The organism is Halomonas sp. BC04, from assembly GCF_000568385.1.
The window spans coordinates 1-22,015 of record NZ_AZQX01000420.1 but is presented as its reverse complement, the minus strand read 5'-3'; the positions used below and the strand labels follow the sequence as shown (position 1 = coordinate 22,015).

General features: G+C 58.6%; 22 protein-coding genes and 2 pseudogenes. 5 read left to right on the top strand and 19 right to left on the bottom strand.

The genetic code is table 11. From position 1 onward, the window contains the following. Positions 1-835: type VI secretion system tip protein TssI/VgrG (gene tssI / locus Q427_RS27865; RefSeq protein WP_043518836.1), on the bottom strand; the 835-nt coding region annotated here is incomplete at its 3' end. Positions 836-1,116: 281 nt separating this feature from the next. Here tssI and Q427_RS27860 point away from each other — a divergent pair. After that, positions 1,117-1,689, top strand: a complete 573-nt coding sequence (locus tag Q427_RS27860) for a phosphoribosyl-AMP cyclohydrolase (RefSeq protein ID WP_043518834.1) — start codon at positions 1,117-1,119, stop codon at positions 1,687-1,689. Between the two features lie 154 nt (positions 1,690-1,843). On the opposite strand, the gene Q427_RS27855 is transcribed toward Q427_RS27860, so the two are convergent. From Q427_RS27855 to Q427_RS34990, 9 genes and pseudogenes are all read right to left on the bottom strand, one after another. Next, positions 1,844-2,950, bottom strand: coding sequence for a DNA glycosylase AlkZ-like family protein (locus Q427_RS27855; RefSeq protein WP_043518832.1), 1,107 nt, complete (start codon positions 2,948-2,950; stop codon positions 1,844-1,846). A gap of 208 nt (positions 2,951-3,158) precedes the next feature. After that, the gene (locus tag Q427_RS31755; protein ID WP_155833730.1) at positions 3,159-3,821 is read right to left on the bottom strand and encodes a hypothetical protein; all 663 of its coding nucleotides are present in this window, start codon (positions 3,819-3,821) and stop codon (positions 3,159-3,161) included. Positions 3,822-4,025: 204 nt separating this feature from the next. Next, positions 4,026-4,868 (bottom strand): transposase, encoded by an 843-nt coding sequence (locus Q427_RS27845; protein WP_081786251.1) that lies wholly within the window; start codon positions 4,866-4,868, stop codon positions 4,026-4,028. A gap of 127 nt (positions 4,869-4,995) precedes the next feature. Beyond that, the gene (locus tag Q427_RS27840) at positions 4,996-5,907 is read right to left on the bottom strand and encodes a hypothetical protein (RefSeq protein ID WP_155833729.1); all 912 of its coding nucleotides are present in this window, start codon (positions 5,905-5,907) and stop codon (positions 4,996-4,998) included. A 79-nt stretch (positions 5,908-5,986) separates the two neighbouring features. After that, positions 5,987-6,280, bottom strand: a pseudogene (locus Q427_RS27835) (transposase); the annotation flags it as partial. A 453-nt stretch (positions 6,281-6,733) separates the two neighbouring features. Then, positions 6,734-7,186 carry a TIR domain-containing protein gene (locus Q427_RS32900; protein WP_051496790.1) on the bottom strand — a complete coding sequence of 151 codons (453 nt, stop codon included), beginning with the start codon at positions 7,184-7,186 and terminating at the stop codon, positions 6,734-6,736. A 136-nt stretch (positions 7,187-7,322) separates the two neighbouring features. Further along, positions 7,323-8,009, bottom strand: a complete 687-nt coding sequence (locus tag Q427_RS31750) for a hypothetical protein (RefSeq protein ID WP_155833728.1) — start codon at positions 8,007-8,009, stop codon at positions 7,323-7,325. A 616-nt stretch (positions 8,010-8,625) separates the two neighbouring features. Continuing rightward, on the bottom strand, positions 8,626-8,919 hold the full coding sequence (locus Q427_RS27825; RefSeq protein WP_231613968.1) for a VapA/VapB family virulence-associated protein: 294 nt from the start codon (positions 8,917-8,919) through the stop codon (positions 8,626-8,628). Beyond that, positions 8,907-9,062 carry a hypothetical protein gene (locus Q427_RS34990; protein WP_231613967.1) on the bottom strand — a complete coding sequence of 52 codons (156 nt, stop codon included), beginning with the start codon at positions 9,060-9,062 and terminating at the stop codon, positions 8,907-8,909. Before Q427_RS34990 ends, Q427_RS27825 begins: the two co-directional genes overlap by 13 nt. 240 nt (positions 9,063-9,302) lie before the next feature. On the opposite strand from Q427_RS34990, the gene Q427_RS34985 reads away from it, so the two are divergent. Next, on the top strand, positions 9,303-10,199 hold the full coding sequence (locus Q427_RS34985; RefSeq protein WP_043518825.1) for an FAD-dependent oxidoreductase: 897 nt from the start codon (positions 9,303-9,305) through the stop codon (positions 10,197-10,199). Then, positions 10,169-11,014, top strand: coding sequence for a hypothetical protein (locus Q427_RS34980; RefSeq protein ID WP_043518824.1), 846 nt, complete (start codon positions 10,169-10,171; stop codon positions 11,012-11,014). Before Q427_RS34985 ends, Q427_RS34980 begins: the two co-directional genes overlap by 31 nt. On the opposite strand, the gene Q427_RS29525 is transcribed toward Q427_RS34980, so the two are convergent. The 6 genes from Q427_RS29525 to Q427_RS27795 all read right to left on the bottom strand — a co-directional run bounded on the left by Q427_RS29525 (position 10,952) and on the right by Q427_RS27795 (position 16,885). Beyond that, positions 10,952-12,064 (bottom strand): tetratricopeptide repeat protein, encoded by a 1,113-nt coding sequence (locus Q427_RS29525; protein WP_155833727.1) that lies wholly within the window; start codon positions 12,062-12,064, stop codon positions 10,952-10,954. The genes Q427_RS34980 and Q427_RS29525 overlap by 63 nt on opposite strands. 14 nt (positions 12,065-12,078) lie before the next feature. Next, complete coding sequence (locus Q427_RS27810; RefSeq protein ID WP_051496788.1) at positions 12,079-14,157, bottom strand: ATP-binding protein; 2,079 nt, start codon at positions 14,155-14,157, stop codon at positions 12,079-12,081. 152 nt (positions 14,158-14,309) lie between these two features. Then, positions 14,310-14,468: a hypothetical protein gene (locus Q427_RS34975; protein ID WP_155833725.1), complete on the bottom strand. Its 159-nt coding sequence runs from the start codon at positions 14,466-14,468 to the stop codon at positions 14,310-14,312. 89 nt (positions 14,469-14,557) lie between these two features. Next, a complete protein-coding gene (gene rho / locus Q427_RS27805; RefSeq protein ID WP_051496787.1) occupies positions 14,558-15,523 on the bottom strand; it encodes a transcription termination factor Rho in 966 nt (321 codons plus the stop codon). 164 nt (positions 15,524-15,687) lie between these two features. Next, positions 15,688-16,260 (bottom strand): GNAT family N-acetyltransferase, encoded by a 573-nt coding sequence (locus tag Q427_RS27800; protein WP_043518822.1) that lies wholly within the window; start codon positions 16,258-16,260, stop codon positions 15,688-15,690. 256 nt (positions 16,261-16,516) lie between these two features. Next, entirely contained in the window at positions 16,517-16,885 is a 369-nt protein-coding gene (locus Q427_RS27795; RefSeq protein WP_043518820.1) for a DUF1294 domain-containing protein, read from the bottom strand. A gap of 553 nt (positions 16,886-17,438) precedes the next feature. On the opposite strand from Q427_RS27795, the gene Q427_RS27790 reads away from it, so the two are divergent. Further along, positions 17,439-18,170, top strand: coding sequence for an SDR family NAD(P)-dependent oxidoreductase (locus tag Q427_RS27790; protein WP_043518818.1), 732 nt, complete (start codon positions 17,439-17,441; stop codon positions 18,168-18,170). A 160-nt stretch (positions 18,171-18,330) separates the two neighbouring features. On the opposite strand, the pseudogene katG reads toward Q427_RS27790, so the two are convergent. The 3 genes and pseudogenes from katG to Q427_RS27780 all read right to left on the bottom strand — a co-directional run bounded on the left by katG (position 18,331) and on the right by Q427_RS27780 (position 21,808). Further along, positions 18,331-20,472 (bottom strand): annotated as a pseudogene (gene katG, locus Q427_RS27785) (catalase/peroxidase HPI). Positions 20,473-20,799: 327 nt separating this feature from the next. After that, positions 20,800-21,078, bottom strand: a complete 279-nt coding sequence (locus tag Q427_RS30800) for a hypothetical protein (RefSeq protein WP_081786249.1) — start codon at positions 21,076-21,078, stop codon at positions 20,800-20,802. Positions 21,079-21,145: 67 nt separating this feature from the next. Next, a complete protein-coding gene (locus Q427_RS27780) occupies positions 21,146-21,808 on the bottom strand; it encodes a TetR/AcrR family transcriptional regulator (protein ID WP_043518817.1) in 663 nt (220 codons plus the stop codon). A 91-nt stretch (positions 21,809-21,899) separates the two neighbouring features. Between Q427_RS27780 and Q427_RS35825 the strand changes: the two genes are divergently transcribed. Beyond that, positions 21,900-22,015, top strand: a 116-nt coding sequence (locus Q427_RS35825) for a beta-ketoacyl synthase N-terminal-like domain-containing protein (RefSeq protein ID WP_155833724.1), incomplete at its 3' end; no start/stop codon positions are given.

Sequence of the window (22,015 nt, the reverse complement as noted above, 5' to 3'; positions counted from 1 at the left end):
AGGCGTCCGCCTTGTAGCGGCCGGGGTAGTCGTAGTGTTCGTAGTCGGCTCGCTGAGCATGCTCCTCCAGCCCATCGGCCATGTGGTCGTGCAACTGACTATAGGCGGGGTTCTTGAAGGAGTAGTCCTTGAGGGTGGCCATGGCCGGGGCCACCCGGGAGAACTGTTTCAGCTTGCGCACATGGCGCTTCGGCGGCGTGCCACCGGCACGGCCGTGGTAGCTGCGCTCACCCAGGTGGGTCAGCACCTGGGGCGCATCGGCGAAGACCAACCGGTGGGCGGGGCTSGGTGCATCGCCGTCGCTCTCGACGCCTGTTTCGAAGAACTCGTGGTAATAGAACAGCCCCTCTTCGGCGGCCAGGCGCTGGACGAAGGCGAGATCGGTCTCGCGATACTGGGTCAGATACTCGCGAGTTTCCGGCTCTCGGGTGGCGGCGAAAGCCACGTCGGTGAGGCCGTGTTCGTCGCACAGGGTATTGAGCGCGGTGAGCGGTGAGACTTCCTGGAAGATACGCGAGTTCTGGCGCAGCCCGAGGCGCCACAGCGCAGGGGATATCTCGACGTGATAGAAGGTGCGGCGGTGGCCGCTATCGCCGCGGCCGAACTCGCTGACCATCCCGTTGATGCTGCGCAGCGCCTCGCCATCCTGCCAGATCGTCAGCGTGGCTTCGCGGTCGAGGATATCGGTGGCGGAGAGGCTGCCGTCGCGGCTGGCGAAACGCACCGTCAGCTCGAAGGGCGCGGAGAGCCGCTCACGATGGGTGAAGTCGATGACCGCCAAGTCCTCGACCCCGGGTAGGGTCAAGGTGAACTGCAATCCGCTTGCGCTGGCCATTACGCCTCCCTGCGTCTGAAATAGTCCGTCGTTATTGGTTTATTAGAGGAATAGAAATCCTCGCGCGGCAATGGTAGCAATCGCAGGCGCTGGCATCTGTGGGAGTTCGCCGATAAGCGTGTAGGAAATGGCTTACAAAGCAGGCGGGTAGCCTGGGCCGCCCTCCCCCAACTTCAAGGTTGCACTCATCAACCCGATCCTTCCCAATGCGGCCCAGTCCATGCTGGACTGAGGGACGCAATCGGTCCCCCTTGAACGGATTCACAGAAGGGAGACGCACCATGCAACTCAAGACTCTCGTTACCGCCACGGCACTCGGGCTTGGTCTTGGCACGGCAGGCCTGGCCAATGCCACCGAGGTGACCCATCTAGGCGGCGACATCACCGAAGAGCAGGTGCTTGAGGCTCAGCGGGCCTGGGGTGATGCGTTGGTCGCCATCTCCAACACCTACGAGGCAGAAGGAATCGAAGCCGCCAGCGCGCTGGCCGAGGAGATCATCGCCAGCGCCTACGGCTATGATATGGGGCCTGTACTCTTCAAGCCGACCCTGGCCGAGGCACCGCAAACCTTCCGCACCACTCCCGAGGGCGCCCTGGCCTACTTTGTCGGCCACAGCGATGAATACAGCGAAGACAGCGGCTTTGCCCTGAAGGGCTGGCAGGAAGTCACCATCGACAACGCCGCCATCTTCATCAGCGGCGACACGGCGCTGACCATGGGCAACGTCTCGATTCTGGATGCCGACGGCAATACCACCACCGTGGACAAGACCTGGGGCTTCCACCTGGACGACGAAGGCGCCCTGCGCATCGTGCTGCACCACTCCTCCCTGCCCTTTACCGGCGACGAGTAAGCGCCCGGCAGAAACGAAAAGCCCCCAAGCCTGGTGAGGCTTGGGGGCTAGGGAAATGCTACGACAAACTACCTTACAAGATGGATTAGGGATTGCGGCGTGCCGGAGTGCCGCCTAGGTACGTCAGCCAACCGTCAGTGGTTAGCCGAACCGCTCACAGCCCGAGAAACCATTCCAAGCGCGCCCGTTCCTCCTGCAACGCAGACTCGAACGCAGCATCGCGCGGGGCGCGTCCGCTCACATAGCCCGGCTGCAACTGCAACTGGCCGTCACGCACGGCGGCATTCGCCCAGCCGATGACCTGCCCCCGCCACAGCATGGGTAACGCGTAGTAGCCGCGCACCCGCTGCGGCGCCGGCGTGTAGGCCTCGAAGCGATAGGCCCAACCCCAGAAGCGCTCGAAGCGTTCGCGGTCCCAGACCACCGGGTCGAACGGCGCCAGGAGGCGCAGACGTTCGTCCAACACATCATCGCTAGCGAATCGACGACTACCGGGGTTCTCGCCGACCGGCCAGTACCAGCGACACCCGTCCCCCATGGCCTGGGGTAGCCGCACCTTGGCACGCGCCAGTGCATCACGGCGGCGCTCGCGCCACTGCGGAGCCGCCGAAGAACCCACCCATGTGACGAGGCGGCTGAGCGTGGCCGCAGGCAACGGTGCGTACTTCGCCACTGCCACGTCGATCAGTGCGTCCAGGGTCGCGTCAGGGTCCGCCGCGCTGTCACGTTCATGGGCAAGCTGCGGTGCGTACAGACGCGTGCCACCTTCGCGCCGCGCCACCCGCAGCAGACCGCGGTAGTGCATACCGTCCAGAAGCTGGGTGCTGGCCCGACTATTGCCGCCGAACCAGTTCCTGGTCGTGCCATGCTCGAAGGCGGCATCCACCTCGCGTGGGTGAACCACACCGCGGCTTTGCACGAACTCCAGCACGGCCTGCGCCTGCTCCCAGCGCGTGAGCGGCCACTCGGTGCGCGCCGCCCGCGGGTGCATCAGGCATTGCGTGGCACGCGGCAGCACGCCGTAGTTGACGAAAAAATCCTCCTCAACAGCCAGGCGCGAGTAGCGCGCCTCCAGATCGCCGGCACGGTAGTCGGTGACACGATGGCGCAGCGTCAGATCCTGAGCCCGTGCGGGTGCACGTATCGGGTCAAACTGGACGAAACCCAGTTTTGTGACGGCGCGCCCCAAGGTTCTCGGTTTGAACAAACTGCGCGTAATGGCATAGCGTCGCAGGTGGTTCAGGGTTAGCGTTGTCGGCATACGGTGATCTTAACATAACAGCAATTGCGTTGACGTATTCGGCATGCACAGTGCTTTGAAGTAGCTACGCGATATAGGTTGTTCAGACTGCGGAAAAGGGAAAGCAATATCTGATTTTTATGGCACTTGGATGCGTCTAATGCCCACAGCATGTGCGGCTTTGAAATGGAGGCGAAGCCGCAAAGGAAAAGCCGTCGCCGTGCCTGCGCTAGTTAGGTTTCCAGAAGCCACTCCTTCTCAAGGATTTCTCGCTCATATAGTCGAGAGTATGCCAAATGGTATTTTCGATGGTAGTACCTTGATAGAATACTTGTACCAGACTGGACTCCAGTTCTTTCAAGCCTTCTGCATACAAACGAATTTGGTTCAATTCAGCAGCGGCTAGGCCAAAAACCTCAAACAACAGGATTTTCGAGCGGTAATTTTCGCGATTCTCACCAGAGCCTTCCTCTTTCATGATTTCAGCTTGGTTAGGAATAGCTTGTTTATAACCCATGACCGACGGCTTAAATAGAACGTCTCTTGCTGAAACGACTTGCTGCCCATCTGCATAATTTATTCCTACCTTGACACCTTCGAGAGCCTTCTCCAGGTCGCGTTCAAGGCGATCAATAGCATGCAAGACATCTTCTTTGGATGCCTGTTGTCGTAGACTTTGTATCTGATGTTGCTGTTGAGAAATGGTGTATAATAGGGCAATCAAAGCCAGTGCTGCGACTAGAGACGAGAAAGTACCGCCAACATAGCTCCCAAAGTCAGCCCAATCACTAGGGCTGTGTGATACAGCACCATAGAAGTTCAGGATCCACGGTAATGCAACCGCCACTGCACATACTGCCAATCCTAATGATAGAAACTTAACGATACTCATCTTTGACACCTTGAGCCTAACGAGGCTGTAGAAAAACCCGATTCTGAGCCATTCCCACCGCCTGTTTTCTGAATTCTTGTACCGACCACCAAGCGGACGATTATCTTGGCCACAGAGCCTAACTGGCCATTTTGCCTCTTTGATGGTTTCAACGATCTCATCACCGGTATTTGGCAGCCACTTTCAGGCCTTCTAGCCCCTGTATTACTTGCCTAATCGACCATAATTGGCGATCTTCTCGATGTTGTGTATCAGGCAGTATAGCTGCCATTGCCCCTGGACCTTTTTTCGGCCTCTCAGACTAAACCGGTCAAGCCCCTTGTTCGTACCGATGTTGCCGAACACCGGTTCCACCACCGACATACGGTGACTGTAGATCGCCTTACCCTTGGCGCTATCGACACGCTGCCTCATCCAATCGGTGTAGCTCGGTGCCCGTTGTTGTGCCAAGGCAAAACAGACCTGCCGGCCGGCTCCGTTGCGGTGATCCGCCGAGGCCGGGTTCTGCATACATTGATGTTTCTTCGAGCAGTGCCGGCACTGCAGCAGTCGGCCCTCGAAGTGAGCCCGGCCCTTCCCGTTCTCGGTCTCCCGCTGGCCCCGGTAGGTGAGGGACTCGCCCGCCGGACAGATACAGGTCATCGTCACCGGATCGAACTGAAATTCACTGGCCGGAATGATCTGTTTTCGGTTAGAAGGCCCGCTGTCCTGATGACGTTTCCCGTATTTGCCTTTCTGGGCGCTGAATTTTTGGTCGCGACGTCGGAACTGGTTATCGGGAATATAGCCGTTGATCTGCCGTTCGTGCAGGTAGCGCATGTTGCCTTCGTTGGCGAAACCGGTATCGGCCGTTACTGTCAGCGCCGGATCGTAGGCACAAGGACCGGTTTCGCAGTTGCGGTACCTGAGGTAGAACACTGATAGGTACAGCTTGTGCTCGATCAGGTAGTGTACCGCATGCTCAAACGTGCCTGGCTGCAGCTGCTCCAGGTAGTTGATGGCAACCAGAGAGTGCTGATCATCGTCATAGGGCTTGAACCTGGGCATACCGGCGGCTCCCCGTGGCCTTTTTCCCATCCTACCGGGCGTGGACGGGGTTTTTCTACAGCCTCAACGCTTGACATGAGAGGTGCTTGGAGGACGTAGGCCGGAAAGCGTCCTCTCGATGGAAGGATTAGGCCTCGACGGACTGAAGCATGGGAACCTCTTTGGGCGTGATCTCCAGTTCCTCTCTCTTCCAGAACTCCTCCTCAAATTCGCGAATGACGGAGTTGTGATAGCTCGCGAGCCAAAGGTACTTAGCGGAAACTGGATTTAGTTGAGTCGCGCCGCCGACATTTTTGACGATCAGATCCTTGTGATTTCGAAGGAATACAGGGATGTCATCCGGCTCATCGATTTCAGTCTGAAAGGATCGAAGGTAGTCAATGAAGTAGATTCCGTCGTTCTCTCTTCGAATGTTTTTGGTAATGTAAGCAAACTCGTCTGCCAAGGCGTTATGAGTGGAAACAAGACGCTTGTCTTTTTGAAGCTGCTGAATCAAAGCTGGATCTACAACGATTCTGGGAAAATTGGCGTAGACCGATTCGAGCTCGTAGGCTCTGACGAAACCAGGTCCGAAGAGCGTTTGATCATCGAAGTGCACATCACCAATGGACACTCCGCCACGCACGCAAATGCCGTGATTGATCAATTCACCTTGCATGTGCACCAGATCAAGCATTTCATAAAACATCAGTCCGTATCGAGACTCCTTGTTTGCCTTGGATTCCAGTGGCCGAATTCGAATTATTGAGTCAGAGAACTGAATCACCTTCGGTTCGAAACTTTCGCCATCTTCTTGGTCATCGACTTCTGACAAGCGTCGTATGGTCTTAAGTTTCATAGACACCTCTTCAAACGCACCTGTATTGATGAGGTGTTTAAAGCCAAGAATATCGATGAACGTGATGACGGCTTGTTTATACATTGGGCTGCTTCCTTCGAGGTCTAACGAGGCTGTAGAAAAACCCGATTCCGAGCCCTTCCCAGCGCCTGCTTTATGAATTCTTGTACTGACCACCCAACGGACGATCACCTTGGCCACGGAGCCTAACTACCCATTTTGACTCTTTGGCGATATCAAAGCGCTCATCACCGGTATTTTGCAGCCACTTTCAGGCCTTCTAGCCCCTATGTAACTTGCGTAATCGACCATAATTTGCGATCTTCTCGATGTTGTGTATCAGGCAGTATAGCTGCCATTGCCCTTGGATCTTATTTCGGCCTCTCAGGCTAAAACGGCTCAGACCCTTGTTGGTGCCAATGTTGCCGAACACCGGTTCCACCACCGACATGCGGTGACTGTAAATCGCCTTGCACTGTTCGCTATCGACACACTGCTTCATCCAGTCGGTGTAGCTCGGCGCTCGCTGCTGTGCCAAGGCGAAACAGACCTGCCGACCGGCACCATTCCGGTGGTGTCAGCGCCTCCCCCCTACGGACTTATAAAGCCGGCGCTGATAAGGCCACTGGTTGGCGCATTCGCTAGAATGGAATGTCGTCGTCAAAGTCGTCTACGGGAGTATTGGGCGGGGCCGAATTAGGTTCAATTTTTGGCAACGAGTCTTCATTTTCTAATAGGTAATCAATGCCATCAGCCGTTATTGAAAAGCCGTAGCACTCGTAACTCCCATCTTCAACAATGCTCTTATCAAAATAACCTAGCCTCTCTAGTTTAATAAGTGCAAGACTGAGATGTCCGTCACTTACTCCGATTATTTAATTAAAGACCAAATGTGCCGCGACTCCCTCAGGTGATCGAGCATATGACTCCAATATTTTCGTAAGTATGAGGCGCTCCGTCTCTCCGACCTTGTAGCTGTATCCAACTTTCCGCCGGATATTTTTCTTGACATCAAGATCTTGAGATACTAAACCCAGTTCAGCAACACGTTTTTTATCAAGACACTCGGATGATTCACTGCAGCTTCCAGATTTTTATCTGACCGATTCCCCTCATAATCTGCTGCAGTGAGCCCAAGTAGGTCGGTGGGCAAATGAAGATCAATATCTCTGGGCTTAACGATGAAACACCTATCTTTTCCGAGTGTTCCGGTGAATAGCCCGAGTTCGTAAACGACATTGTCCCTAGTGACCTGTTTCTCCTTTTCTCGGATCCGTGCGACATCGTCTGGTGTAAAAATAAATATCGCAAAATCTACCATATCAGCCATCTGTACGAGCGATTCGATGGTTGTTTGAGATAGAGCAAAACCGTGCTTCCAGACCGTCACCTCTGCCTGATGATCGAAATTGACGTTGAACGCGTCAGCTAAGTCAAGGCTCTCCGCCGAGGATGCTATAAATATTCTTGGTTTTCTCATTGCTTTACCCGCATTCTCTTGCTACTTAGAATTGCGTCAATTTCTCGCTAACGTATAACACATGGGCGACGAGCTGTGGGGTGAGTTGGTGAATCAGCGGCCAAAGACCGCGAGTGATGCGTATTGTTGTATTACTTTAAATAACCTCAAATTGCACCCCCCCATATGAGCCGATTAAAACGTCTTCCTCAGTTTCTTCCATATGGTTATCAAAAAGCCTATAGCCATCCATCCCTAACTTCCCTGCCAATATAACAAGCTTCCTAACTTTTTCTGCAGACAAATACTGCGAAATAGACATCACTCGATCGGCTGGTTCATTATCTGGATCACCAAACTTAGTAACTTTTAAAACACCATGCTCTGAAAGAACAGTTTTTATTCTATCTCTATCCTTAAGGTGCAGGTTAACTCCAAACAATAAACCATTAAACTCGGATATACTTTCCTCTCCATTTGAGGACACTAATCCCGCCAACCTGGCCTCCAGTACCTCAATTTTTGACAACAACTCTTGAGTGCTGTGTGGCGATGCGGAAACCCTGATCAGCTCATTAGTTTTTTGGCTTATATATTCCGCATAATAAGAATCTTCTTGAAGCTCTGGGCGAAACTTAGTTTGCAGAATAAAAACTGCAACCAGAAAGACAGGAACATTTACTATTGCAGCAACAACCAGAGAACCTGGGATCCAAGCTGGCTCTGCTATATTCACCGCCGCAAAGAGAAAGGTGCTATTGACAGAAAATAGTCCCACTAACCAAGCTCCTAGAAGCTGGATAGGTTTGGTGATTTTTTCTGGCGCAATATTTTGTCTACTCACAACTTCCCCAGTGGCAATGTCCTACATAGGATTGCTTGCTCATTTCCTACTTGAATACGAATGCACGTTCAACAACGTTATCCAGCACACCTTGTCCGTCTAATCTATTGATTTCACAATAAACAAAGTATAGCTCGGCAATCTATGCAAATTCGCATACTTGCGCGCTTTATCAGCAGACCACCAAATCTAAAGGAAAATGGATAAAGAAAGTATGGATGCAATCAGAGGCACAAGCACTCCTCGAGCAGCTTGCGTAAATAAGCATGTAGTAGCGACCACGCCGGCTGCCAGTCGTGCTATCCCATTAAGACGTGAAGAAATATCAGAGACGCTACCGCCCCTACCTGGCAGAATCGATGATGGTTCGCATCATCCTATGCGGCAGTCCGTGCGTACCCTGTATTACTGAAGCCATCTTCAGTGGCCTTTGTCTCATCACCGTAACCGAGCGTTACGCCAAGGGCAATGCCAACCAAGGCATGAGGATGACTTGAGTCATGCGGGATTCTGCTGTTCGCGGGATAGGCTCCTGGCAATGGCAGCGGCGTTTATCCGGGGGGCGCCCTCGGCGCTCCCCGGTGAGGTGAGGCGAAGAGCAGCCGAGGCGTGCGGCTCAGTGCCAGCTACCTTTGCCACTGCCGACGCCGCTGACCATGGAAACGGCACCCGACTGGAAGTGGCCCAGCAGTTTGCTGTGATTGTCGAAGTACAGGATGCTCAGGTAGACCGGCGTGGCCTGGAATTCGAAGCTCACGGTGTCGCGGTAGAGCCGCTCGAGATCGTCGGTGTAGACATGCCCGAAGAAGATACCGCCACCCGGTGAGGAGGCGCTGCCGGCATGGCCTTCGAAGCTCTTGCCATCGGCGATGTTGATCAGGAACTTGAGGTAGAAGATCAGGCTGGCCACGCTGCCTTGGCGGGATAGGACTTCCGGGAGGCGACCAGTGTCTTGGTCACATCATAGATCTTCTCCGGTTCGAGCTTGCCATGCATGGCAACATGGAAGTCGTGGGCAATCAGCTGCTTGTCGATGATCAGGGGCGCGTTCATCGGTAGTTACCTGTGCGGATGTCGTGGAATCGACGGTCGGAGATCGACCGCGACTGACTTGTCCTCAGCATTCCAGCTCAGATTCCTCATCACGACAGCATCAGCTCGGTATCACCACGAGCGCTGCAAAGGGCCGGCCGAAGCGCAACGGATCACTTCGGTATCAGCTCATCCTGTGCCCTTGGTAACGGCGTCAGATTGGGGGATTCTTGGGTAAATCATCGCCTAGGAAGCCTCTTCATGGACACTACACCGCTACGGGTTGCCATCATTGGCGGCGGGGTCTCCGGCCTGTCGCTGGCCTACTACTTACAGAAGCAAGGCGGCGAGGCTGCCCGGCCGATCGAGGTCACCATCTTCGAGCGCAAGGCCACCCTGGGCGGCAACGCCGAGACGGTGTGGGTCGACCTGGGCAATCGCCGTCACCCGGGCAAGCCTGACTCGCCCTACCGGCGCTGGGCCGACCTGGGGGTCAATGATGTCAACCTGGCCACCTACCACCGCCTGCGCACAATACTCGGCGAGATCGGCGAACTGGAGCGCATGAAGCCCCTGGAGAATACCGAGAGCTATTTCAGTCGTGACGGAAGTATCGCCCTGACCGACGACAGGGAGCTGTTCCGCGGCGTCAGCGACCCGGCCCACGATATGAGCCAGGTTGATGGGGGCAAGCTCGCGGTGCTGATGGCCGTGGTACATCGCAGCGCCATCGAGCTGGTGGAGAGCCGGCGCATTACGCCACGCTATACGGTGGATGACTTCTTCGACGCCTGCGTCGCCACGCCCGCCGAGATGCTGGCCGCCGCGGCGGAGGAGCTGGGTGTCACCATCGACTGGCAGGATCCGGCGCTGCCGGCCCGCCTGGAGCGACTACGCCACACCATCTACTACCCGCGCATCTCGGCCATGTACTTCGCCGATGACCGCGGCCCGGGCGGTATGCCGCTGCAGGCTCCCTTCGAGTATTACCGTATTCAGGAGGGCGGCTCGCCCCCGGACCGCCGATACTTCGAGCACGGTGCCCAGCACTGGCTGGAGGCCCTGGCCGCCCATGTCACCGACCCGAGTACACCGGGCCCCGGGTGGAGATCCTGCGCGGAATCGAGGTGGAGGCCAGCCTCTCCCCCCAGGGCGTGACGCTGACCGAGCGGGCTCCCGGCGAAGGCCGCTGGGAGGCCGACCTGCTGATCATGGCCACCCATGCCGAAGATGCCCTGCCGCTGCTGACGTTCGGCGACGGGCTGAGCGACACCCATCGGGAGCTGCAGCATATCCTCGGCAAGGTGCGCTACACCCGCAGCTTCAGCGTCTGTCATACCGCTGCCGCCCGGCTGCCCTCCAATCGCAACCTGTGGCGCACCTACAATATCGAAGTGCGGAACCCCGAAGACACCTTCTTCCCCTACCGAATCGACTATGTGGCCAATCGCCACCAGAACGATGCGGAGAACCCCGCCTACAACCAGGCCGGCCTGCCCCAGTACTTCGTCTCCCTGGTGGACGACCTCAACCGGATTCCCCGTCGCGAGATGCTCGAACGGCGACCCTCTCCCCTGGGCGGCCCCGCAGCGCTGGCGGCCGCCGCACCCGGCGAGGCTGGCTACCGGGACCGGCTGCCGTCATTGGATAGCGCTCTAGAGGCCAAGGCCTGGACCCTGTTCAAGCACAATGTGCTGGATGCCGACTGCCTGGAGGCGCAAGCGGAGATCGCGCGCTATAACCAGACCACCGCCCGCAGGCGCTTCGAGGGCCGCCAGGATGTGTGCCCGCTGCTGTTCGCCGGCGGCTGGACTCGCGGTGCCGGCCTGCAGGAGCAGTGCCTGGAACAGTCGGCACAGGTCGTCGAGCTGCTGCTGGGGAAGGTGGAGCGTCGGGCCGATCCCCTGCGGCTAGTGCCGACTGGCAGCCAGGCGAGGCAGCGTCATCAGCAGGCCCGCGGCTTCGCCTCGTAGCCAGCAGGCTCGTAGGGTCTCCAGGGTGCTCGTCTCACCAGCCTCCTCGTCGCTCTTTTCGACGCTCTTTTCGACGCTCTTTTCGACGGTATCCAGCCAATCGGCGTGGGCCTCGATCAGGGCCCGGTGGTGCTCACCCCAGGCGCAGGGCTCCGCCGCCATCAGTTGGGTCAGCCGCTCGGCATAATGACGGGCCGCGTCGGGTCGCTGGTCGAGCAGGCAGACCTCCGCCGCCGCGATCAGGAAGCGGTAGCCGTTATGCCCCACGCAGCCGGCGTCCAGCAGCGCTTCGCCCTGTTTCAGGGTCGCCGAGCGAGCTTCGGGATCCTCTTCCAGCAGTGCCCGGGTGCCCAGCACCCAGGGGCCGATAAAGGCCTGCAGCCGATGCTGCTCAACCAGCTGCCAGGCACGCTCGATGCTGGCTCGCGCCTCTGACGGTCGTCCGGTGATCAGTTCGACCCGGGCGCGGCTCTCCAGCAGAAAGGCCTCGAAGCGCCAAGAACCCAGGCCGCGAGCCACCGCCAGCGCCTGTTCCACCTGCTCGTCGGCCCCATGGGGGTCGCCCTGGGAAAGCAGAATCCAGCCCGCCGTGAGCCGCGCCACCACCTCGGCACGCCGATTGCCGACCCGCTTGCCCAGCTCGGCGGCGTCGAAACAGTCGGCCAGCGCAGCCGCGGTCTGGTTGGCATAGATGCGGGCGGTACCCAGCATGAAGAGGTTCGAGGCCTCCAGGTCGGCGTGGCCGTGGGTCCGGCAGAGGGTGACGCAGTGGTCGAACAGCTCGAGGGTGCTGTGCATCTGCCCCTGGGCATAGTGGGCGTCGCCAAGCCCGCTCAGGGCCTGGATCTCGGTGCGCACGTCGCCGCCATGGCGTGCCTGATCCAGGGCCCGGGTGTGATAGGCCCGGCTGGTGGCAAAATCGCCCCGGGGGAAATAGAGGTTGCCCTTGAGATAGAGCGCCTCGGCCAGGGGCAAGGGGTCTTCCAGCGCTTCGGCCAGGGGCAGCAGGCCATCGAGTATCGCCTCCTCCGCCTCCAGGGCATCGAGCATGTTCAGCACCCGGGCTAGCCAGAGGTCGGCGGTGATGCGGTGACGCTCCTCCCGGGCGTAGGCACGCGCCGCCTCGAAGTGCTCCCGCGCCGCTGGATACGCCCGGTCGCCATCGCCACCTGGCCCTGCAGCAGCACCAGCCGGTACTCATCCTTCGGCGCATAGTCGATGGACCAGCACTGCTTCAGCAGCGCCAGGGCTTCTTCATGCCGGTAGCGGGCCATTTCCGCCGCCACCGCCTGAAGGAACGCCTTCGGTGCCTCAAGGGATCGCGCACGGTGAAGGTGGCGCGCGCGCAATCCTGGCTCCGCCTCGCCATAGAGCTCGGCCAGGCGCAGATGCAGGCGGTCGCGCTGTATCTTGGGAATGCCTTCGTAGATCCCTTGCAGGATCAGGTCGTGCACGAAGCGGTAGCTGCCCTCTTCCAGGGGGCGTACCAGGCTGTAGCGCTGGGGAAGTTCGGGCCGATAGTCGGCCTGCCCCAGCACCTCCTGCAGCAATGCCAGGGAGAAGCGCTGCCCCATGACGGCGGCGATGCACATGGCCCGGCGATCCAGGTCGGTGAGCTGGTCCAGCTTGCTCTGCACCAGGTTGGCGAGGCTGGCCGGCAAGCTGCGATGGGGATGGAACAGCAGCAGCTGGGTCAGGAACAGCGGGTTGCCCTGGGCCTGGCTCACGCAGCGGGCGGCATGCTCGGCGGGCACCGTGCCGAAGCTGGCCACCAGGGCCTCGGCCTCCTGAGGGCGCAGTGGCGGAAGCTCGATCAAGGTCAGCGGCAACTCGGGCAGCTGCGGACGCAGGCGGGTCTCCAACGGGTCCTGCTCCAGGCGCGAGGTGAACAACCAGATCACCGGCGCTTCCAGGGTCTCCTGCAGCAACCCGCTGAGGGTCCCAAGCAGTGCCTCATCGGCCCAGTGCAGATCCTCCACCACCAGCAACTGGGGGCGATGAATGGAGCGGGCCAGGAGGATGTCGCGCAGTGCCTGGATCAAGCGCTGGCTGCGGGTCGCGGGGGTCATGGCCGCATAGAGACGCTGTGCGTCCTCCGGCTGGGCCAGCCCCAGCAGCGGACGCAGCAGCATGGCGTGGTCCACGGGCAGGCGCAGGGCCGACAGGCGGGCGAGCAGATACGCCTCGCCTATCCCTTCGTTTATCGTATCGTCTAGCGCTTCGTTCAGCGCCTCATTGGACGTCTGCAGCAGCGAGCGGGTGAGCTGCATCAGCGGGCCTTCATCGGCGCGGGTGCCGAAGTCCAGCACCTCGGCCTGGTGATGATCGGCATGGGCCGCGGCCATCTCGGCGAATTCTGCGCTTAGGCGAGTCTTGCCGATGCCGGCCACGCCGCGGATATAGATCAGATTGCCCGCCTGGTAGGCCCGGGTACTCTCCAGGATGGCTTGCAGCTGGCCCAGCTGTAAGCGGCGCCCCACCAGCTCGAAGCGGGCCTCCTGAGCCTCGTGCCGGGGATGACGATAGCGCAGCCAGTCGCCGCCTTCATCGTCGAAGACGAACCGCTCCGCCAACTGCACCGCCACTCCTCGCTCGACCCAGACGCCGCTGCGCTCTTCCACCATCAGGGGAGACGCAGCCGTCGGCCAGTGGCCGGCCTGGAGGTAGACGCCCCGGGCCACGCCCTGCTCCACCAGGGTGACGGCGCACAACAGGCCACGCTGGGCATCGCTGCGGTAAGCCCGGGGCAACCCGAAGAGCGCCGTTCCCCCTTCCGCCAGGCTGCCGCCGAAATGCTGGACCCAGGTAGCCAGGGCGGACTCATCGGCCGCCACCGCATGCAGCTGGATCAGCACACGGGCGCTCTCCATCTCCTCCACATCGGAGGCGGACACGGCGGCGACCTCTTCGGCATCCACCGACAGCGCCTCGACCTCGACGTCGTAGATCTCGGCCAGGTGGCGGGCGGTGCGATAGAGCACCGCCTTGCCACTCTCGGCCCGCTTTATGGAAGCGATGGAGACGCACAGGCGCCGGTCAAAGCAATGCTCGGCCAGGGCCTCCTGACTCAGGCCCAGCCGCTTGCGGTGCTGCTTCAAGCGCTCGCGATCCAGCCGCAGGCGCCCGTCTTGGGGAACTATCACTGTTGGGTTCCTTTCCCGCGTAGGTGAGGCATGACAGGCATCACGTGTTATTAGTTTTTTAGCATTAGAGGGGTGCAAGGCTAACAGATCGCGAGCGTGGAATGATCGGCGGGCATTTTGCACGGCCTCGTCTGGTTCTGCCGGCACCGGGATCAACCAAACCATCGGGCGACCAGTCGGTTGAAGGTGAGTGTGGCCTTTTCAGCGATGGCGACCTGGTACCTGCCTCCGCCGATGCGGGCCAGCAGGTCCGAGTGTCTCAGGACAGGACGCCATGCGCCTACCAGCTCCTCCAGCACCTGCTTGCTCATAGCCGAGGATAATCCAAGCAGGTTGGGCTTCGAGCGATTAACTCTATTAATCCGATGCATGTCCCCTTGTTGCTTTTCTTCCTCTGGGTTCAATCGGTGAGCGTCCCGCGTATAGTATTCAGAAGCTCGGCATTTGTTGGGTGCTTCTCAAGCAGATCGACCAGTTTTTTAGCAGCCTCTATCGGCTTGAGACCGGTAAGCGCCCGGCGCAGCGCTCTTGTTGTTTCCAGCTCCTTGGGATCTAACAACAGCTCTTCACGGCGCGTACTGCTTTTCGCGATGTCCAGCGCGGGAAAGATTCGCTGACTGGCAACATCTCTTGATAAAACCAGCTCCATATTCCCCGTGCCCTTGAATTCCTCGAATATCACCTGGTCCATGCGGCTGCCGGTATCAACCAAAACAGTTGCCAAAATGGTAAGCGAGCCACCATTCTCGATTTTCCGCGCAGAGCCAAACAGTTTCCGCGGGATCTCCATCGCCCGAGCATCGACCCCGCCCGACATAGTACGACCGCTGCTCTTTTGCCCCGCATTATGCACACGCGAAAGCCTCGTGAGCGAATCGATCACAATCATGACGTTGTGGCCTTCGCCAGCTTGCTGGCGGGCGGTGCCAAGAAGCTCATCGGCAACACGAACGTGATGAGCATAGCTTTCATCCGAGGACGAGGCGTGTACCTCAGCCGGGACGCTACGTTTGAAATCAGTGACCTCTTCGGGTCTCTCATCTACCAACAAAGCATAAAGTTTAATCTCGGGATACGCCTTCCCCACCGCTTGGCAGATATGTTTCAGAATCGTTGATTTCCCGGCTCCCGGTGGAGCAACGATCAAGCCTCGCTGCCCCATTCCGATCGGCGTGATCAAGTCCATCGCGCGCACCGTGGGTTGCTCAGAACCCAACTCCAAGCGAATGACCTGCGTTGGGTTGATGGCCACACCATTCAAAAAACGCTTTTGTGGATCACCCTCAGACACAGCTTCGGTTGTATCACCGACTGGTTTAGCGTTTTTATCCCTTTTCTGTTTCAAACTTAATATCTTTCTCGTCATGGTGCTTGTTAATCACTCTTCTAGAAAATTTCGAAATGGACTGATAACTCCCAAAAGCATCTGAAGCATGACTTTCGTGGAACTATCGTGGGTTTCCCGCTAGCTGGCTGACTAACGTGGGATGTCCTGTCAGTCTCTAAATAACAGCGTGATTAACGCCCGCTTCAGGTGCGAAGCTTGGTTGCGTCAATCTGCAAGCGTTTGTTAAGCGCGTACTCTGAAGCCAACAGCGAATAGATAGCATTATCAACGTACCTGCCGTACAGATTCTCACGCTCTCGAAGCACGCCTTCGAGCTTTAATCCCAAACTCTCAGGAATTGCTCGACTTCTATGGTTGTCCGTTGCACAGGCTATTTCAATACGGTTCAAGTGATACTCATGGAACCCAACCTCAAGAAGTGCTTGGACGGCGCTGGTCATGATGCCATTTCCTGAGAAAGCTTTACCCAGCCAATATCCGATTCCCCCGACTTTGTTGCTCGTGTCAATTGGATGGAATCCACACACTCCGCACATGGACTTTTCATAGAAAACGGCGTACTGAGGGCCCTTTCCCGATTCGTGCTGATCAATCACTGATCCAATAAATGATTCGGTATCATTGACTGATCTGTTCATGTCAAGCCAAGGTAGCCACTTTCTAAGATGGTCACGATTGGCATCAACCAAACCAAACAGGTCGTCCCTGTGTTCAAGGCAGAGTAACTGCAGCTCAATGGTGTCACTGACCTTCAATGAATGCTCCTAGCGCTTTACAGTAATTAGACTGCACGCTCTTATATTGGATGAAGACGCCAGCGTATTCAACAATGTTATCAAGCACGCCGCACCTCACCTACTCCATTGATTTTAATGATAAAAAAGCACTATTCGGCATCATATGCAGAATTCGCGCGCATGCGCGTTTTTCCGGAACCAGCAACACTGAATGCGCATAAACTAATAGATTGAGAGGCAACCAGGCGTGTCAAGCACTACACACCACGATCGATTAACCGAATCCTGAATCATCCCAAAGCCGCGCGGCCTCCCCCGTATAAATTAGCCACCCAAGCACCGCACAATTCACCACCACCCCACACCAGAATATGGCCTGAAACGGCTGCTTCCTGGTTTTGTGCCGGAACGCCTGCTGCGCCACCAGCGCACCGGGCCAACCACCGATCAAGCCCGCGAAAAGAAGCGTAGCTTCTGAAATACGCCTACGCCCTTTCCCTGCGGCAGCTTTGTCGAGGCCGTACATGGCGAAGCTGATCACGCTCAGCAGAACGTATGCCGCCAAGAGCTGCAAAGGCACATCGCCCAGGATGCTCAAGGCCACGAGAAGTGCAAAAAACGCAGCTGTCACACCAAATGCCATCACAAGCCCTTTGGAACGCGGGGGTACAAGACTTCCCGCTCGCTGGAAAGTACTTTTAGAGAAGACAGGTATTGATAAGTAGGAAATTGGGGACAGGGCACGCTACCGCCCCTGCTGGCAGAATTGATGAGAATTGGCATCATCTCTAGTGCGGCAGTCCCTGCGTAGTCTTGGCTATCTAAGCCGTCTACTGCGAATTTTACCTACCGTAACCAACCATTACGCTCAGGGCAACGCCAACAAAAGCATGAGGGGAAATAATAACCCGAAGGCTGGATGCCCAACCTCCGGGTGCATTTCCCAACCTTTCGCCAAGGGGAATCGCCCTTCCCTCGCGGGCCTGGAACACCGAAGCCCTTGCCGTCGTTCCAGTCGGTGAGCTTTCCTTCATGTCGTATCTGTTTATCTCTGGCAAGCGTGATTCATTATAACGCGCGGCTCGACTGAAGCGACTTCCGGACACCGTCGTGCTGCTTGCACGCGATATTGGCTTTTCATCGGACAAGGTATAATATTTGTACAACTAATCGCACCTATCTTGAGGAGATGCGCCATGCAGCTGTTGCTTGCAGGTGCCAGTGGCGGTATTGGGCTTGCAATGCTGCGCCAGCTGCTGGGTGAGGCGCGCTGGACACGTATCTACGCCTTGTACCGCAGGCCCTCCCAGGCCTTGGAGGCACTGGCAAGGGAAGAGACACGTCTGCAGCTGCTGCAGGTCGACCTGTCATCGGATGGGGATCTCGAGGCGCTGCCCGGGAAGCTCGATGGGCCCTTGAACTGGGTGATCAACACCTCAGGGCTGCTGCATGACAGCGACAGAGACATGCAGCCGGAAAAGTCGCTGCAGCAGTTGAACCGTGACGATCTGATGGCAGGCTACGAGGTCAATGCCATCAATCATCTGCTGCTGCTCAAGGCGCTCGAACCGCTGCTGGCCAAGCGTGACACGCTGAAGGTCGCCTCGCTGTCTGCACGGGTGGGTAGTATCGGGGATAACCGGCTGGGGGGCTGGTACGGCTATCGTGCGAGCAAGGCGGCGCTCAACCAACTGATGCACACCCTGGCGATCGAGTTGACGCGACTCAACCGGCAAAGCGTCTGTGTCACCCTGCACCCTGGCACCACCGATACCGAGCTGTCACGCCCCTACCAGGCGCGTGTTCCGTCGCAAAAACTCTTCTCCCCGGCGTTTGCCGCACGTCAGCTTCTCGAGGTACTCGAGGCACTGACACCTGCGGAAACGGGGAGACACTTTGCCTGGGATGGTGAGGCGATACCCTGGTAGCACTGCCACGAATCGCTGCCCGTCGCAGCGACTAAAACGTAGAAACGCATCCTCCGTAGACGGCAAACCCGAAGGCTGGAAGGCTGACCACCTTCCAGCCTTCGGGGCGTTTCACCACACTTCACCAAGGAGAGTCACCCTCCCCTCGCGGGCCTGCCCCTCAGCGGTGCAGGTCGAAGCGGTCGTTCTCCATGACCTTCACCCAGCCGCTGACGAAGTGTCCATCATTCTCTTTTCGCCTCCATCGGCGGCGTACTCCTCCGCGATGGCACGTAGCTGGGAGTTGGAGCCGTAGACCAGGTCGACGCGGGTGGCGGTCCACTTCTTCTTGCCCGTGGCACGGTCGCGGCCCTCGAAGCGTTCCTCGCTCTCGTCGAGTGGCTCCCAGACGGTGCCCATGTCGACGAGATTGACGAAGAAGTCGTTGGTCAACTGGCCGGGGCGATCGGTGAGGACCCCCTCATCGCTGTCGCCGACGTTGGCGCCGATGGCCCGCATGCCGCCAAGCAGCGCGGTCATCTGCGGTACGCTGAGATTGAGCATGAACGCCCGGTCGATCATCAGGTGCTCGGCGGGGATGGAGGTGGTCTGCGTCTGCATGTAGTTGCGGAACGCATCGTGCCTCGGCTCCAGGAAGGCGAAGGTATCCACCTCGGTCATCTCCTGGGTCGCGTCGGTGCGGCCTGGGGTGAACGGTACCGTGATGTCGTGGCCGGCCGCCTTGGCTGCCATCTCGACCCCGACACTGCCGCCCAGCACGATCATGTCCGCCAGCGAAATGTTGGCGTCCGAGGCGTCCTTGAGCTGCTCCAGCCGGTCGATCACTTCCGCCACGCCGGCGCGCACATTGACGTCCCAGCCGATTTGCGGGTCGAGACGGATACGTGCGCCGTTGGCGCCACCGCGGTGGTCGGTCTGCCGGTAGGTGCAGGCCGAGGCCCAGGCGGTACCCACCAGCTGCCTGGCGGTGAGGCCGGAATCGGCGATCTGTTGCTTGAGCGTGGCGATCTGCTGCTCGTTGACCAGCGGCCCCTGGTGCTCGGGTACCGGGTCCTGCCAGACGAGTACCTCATCGGGCACCTGCGGGCCGAGGTAGCGGGCGCGCGGGCCCATGTCGCGATGCAGCAGCTTGTACCAGGCACGGGCGAACTCGTCGACGAGCACGTCCGGGTTCTCGTGATACTCCTTGGCGATCTCCAGGTAGGCGGGATCGGTGATCATTGCCATGTCGGCGGTGTTCATCACCGGCGGGTTCTTCTTGCCTGGTACATGGGCGTCGGGCACCCAGTACCCCTCCTTCACCTCGACCGGCTCCCACTGGTTGGCGCCGGCCGGCGACTTCTTGACCTCCCACTGGTGGGCGAAGATGGTGTTCAGGTAGGAGTGGTCCCACTGGGTCGGCGTCGGGGTCCAGGCGCCCTCGAGGCCGGATGTCACCGTGTACTCACCGAGACCGGTCTCGTTCTTGTTCGCCCAGCCGAAGCCCTGCTGGTGGATCTTCGAGCCTTCGGGGGCTTCGCCGACGGCATCGGGGGAACCGTTGCCGTGCATCTTGCCGAAGGTATGGCCGCCAACGGTCAGCGCGACGGTCTCGCGGTCGTTCATGCCCATGCGGGCGAAGGTCTCGCGAACATCCTGGGCGGACTTCATGGCGTCCGGGACGCCGTTCGGGCCTCGGGGTTGACGTAGATCAGCCCCATCTGGACCGCGGCGAGCGGGTTGTCGAGCACGCGGCTGCCGTCTTCCCAGGTACCGGTGTAGCGCTCGTCATTGGTCGAGAGCCACTCGGTTTCGGGGCCCAGTAGATGTCGTCCTCCGGCGCCCAGATGTCGGCGCGCCCGAAGCCGAAACCGAAGGTGCGAAACCCCATCGTCTCCAGCGCGCGGTTACCGGCAAGGACCAGCAGGTCGGCCCAGGAGATCTTTTCGCCGTACTTCTGCTTGATCGGCCAGAGCAGGCGGCGCGCCTTGTCCAGGTTGCCGTTGTCGGGCCAGCTGTTGAGGGGTGCGAAACGCTGGGCACCGGTGCCGCCGCCGCCGCGGCCGTCGACCGCACGGTAGGTACCGGCCGCGTGCCACGACATGCGAATGAAGAACGGTCCGTAGTGGCCCCAGTCGGCGGGCCACCACTCCTGGGAGTCGGTCATCAAGGCATCGAGATCGGCACACAGTTCGTCGACGTCGAGCTGCGAGAACGCCTCGGCATAGCTGAAGTCCGCTCCGAACGGGCTCGCATCGGGATGCTTCTGGTGCAGGATGTTGAGACTGAGCTGGTCGGGCCACCAGTGTTCATTGCCCTGCAGGCGGGGCGTGGTCCGCGCACCCCACTCCGGGCGTGTAGGCTTTTGATCGGTCACGGTCTTCTCCTCGACTGTATAGTGGCCTAAGGGAGTTTGAGCCGACGATTCCGTATCCCCCCAGGTAGCATGATTCGCTTCAGGAGTTGCTGGGGGGGGAATCAAGAAACCCCATAAGCCGTCACAGATACAGTGAAGGATTGAAGATCGAAGCCGTCAAGCTGTGGGGGGCTTTCGCGCCGATAGAGTCAGTCTATGAGAGCGGTCGGCCGATGCACCGCCTTGGGCGCGCTCAGCGCGGTACCGCCCTGAAGCATCTGGCTCTCGATGTACTTACTTCATGCCCCATATTTTTGATATGGCACCATTTGAGCCAAGCACTCCTAAAGCGACCGAGACCGAACCGACACAAAAGAAAACCACCACAGGAATAAGTGAGCCAAGCTGACCACTTGCATAACCAGCCACCGCTGAAGCGAGCGAGAGGAATATAAACAAGGCGCCCACTATATTAAGAACAATTCTGTGAGACTTTTTATAACTCGCTGACTCTTCGTCGGTTTCGAAAAATTTCAGTATTGGCCAAAACAATCTTGTCAATATTTTTCTCATAAAACCCTTTCCGTTTCAGCCGCTTGGCTTCAATTACCATTTCTTGCCCTGTGGAAGTGTCATGGCCTTAGACTGCATGTTGTTCCCTCCCCGCTTCACCCAGCATGCTCTCCAGCTCGCTGTCGTTGACGCCTAGCATCTGCAGGATGTTGCGCTGGGCGGCGTTGAGGATGTGATTCCGCTCCTGCTCGCCGGGGAGGCTCTTGGCGATGGCCACGGCGCCCACCAGGGAGGCGAGAATGGCTCGGGATTTATCGGCGATGACTTCGCGGTCGGGTTCGAAGGGGAGTTTCTTCAGGCGGCTCAGGGCAATGAGGCGGGTTTCCAGCATCTTCTTCATGCGCAGGTAGGAGGCTTCGAACAGCGTGCGCACCTCGCCGTTCTCGTTGCCGATTTCGTTGAACAGCACCGTCTCCGGCCCCGGCTTGCGCTTGCGTTCCAGCTCCTGGAGGTTCCAGCAGTTGGCCACCAGCTCGGTCAGGTGCTTCACCGAGAGGGGCCCCTTGACCAACCTGGCCGCACGGCTGCTATCCAGGGTTTCCCGCACCGAAGCGTGGTAAAGGGCTTCCTTCGAGGCGAAGTGGCCGTAGAAGGCGCCGTGGGTCATCTTGGCCAGCTTCATGATCTGCCCGATGGAGACCTTCTCGAAACCTTGCCGGCTGAACAGCTCGATGGCCGACTTGAGAATGCGCTCCCGCGATTTGGCCTTGTGGTTCGTCGAGTAGGGCATGGCGTCCTCACTGTCCTACGCTGAATATTATCTTGATCATATCAAGTCCAGTGTTAGCGTGGCACAAACCCAAGCTGTTCAGGAATTTACCATGCAATCACCGCTCGTTATCACCGGCATGGGCATGATCAGCCCCCTCGGCTGCGGCGTCAAGGCAGGCTGGGAACGCCTGCTGGCCGGCCAATCCGGCATCTCCCCGATCACCCG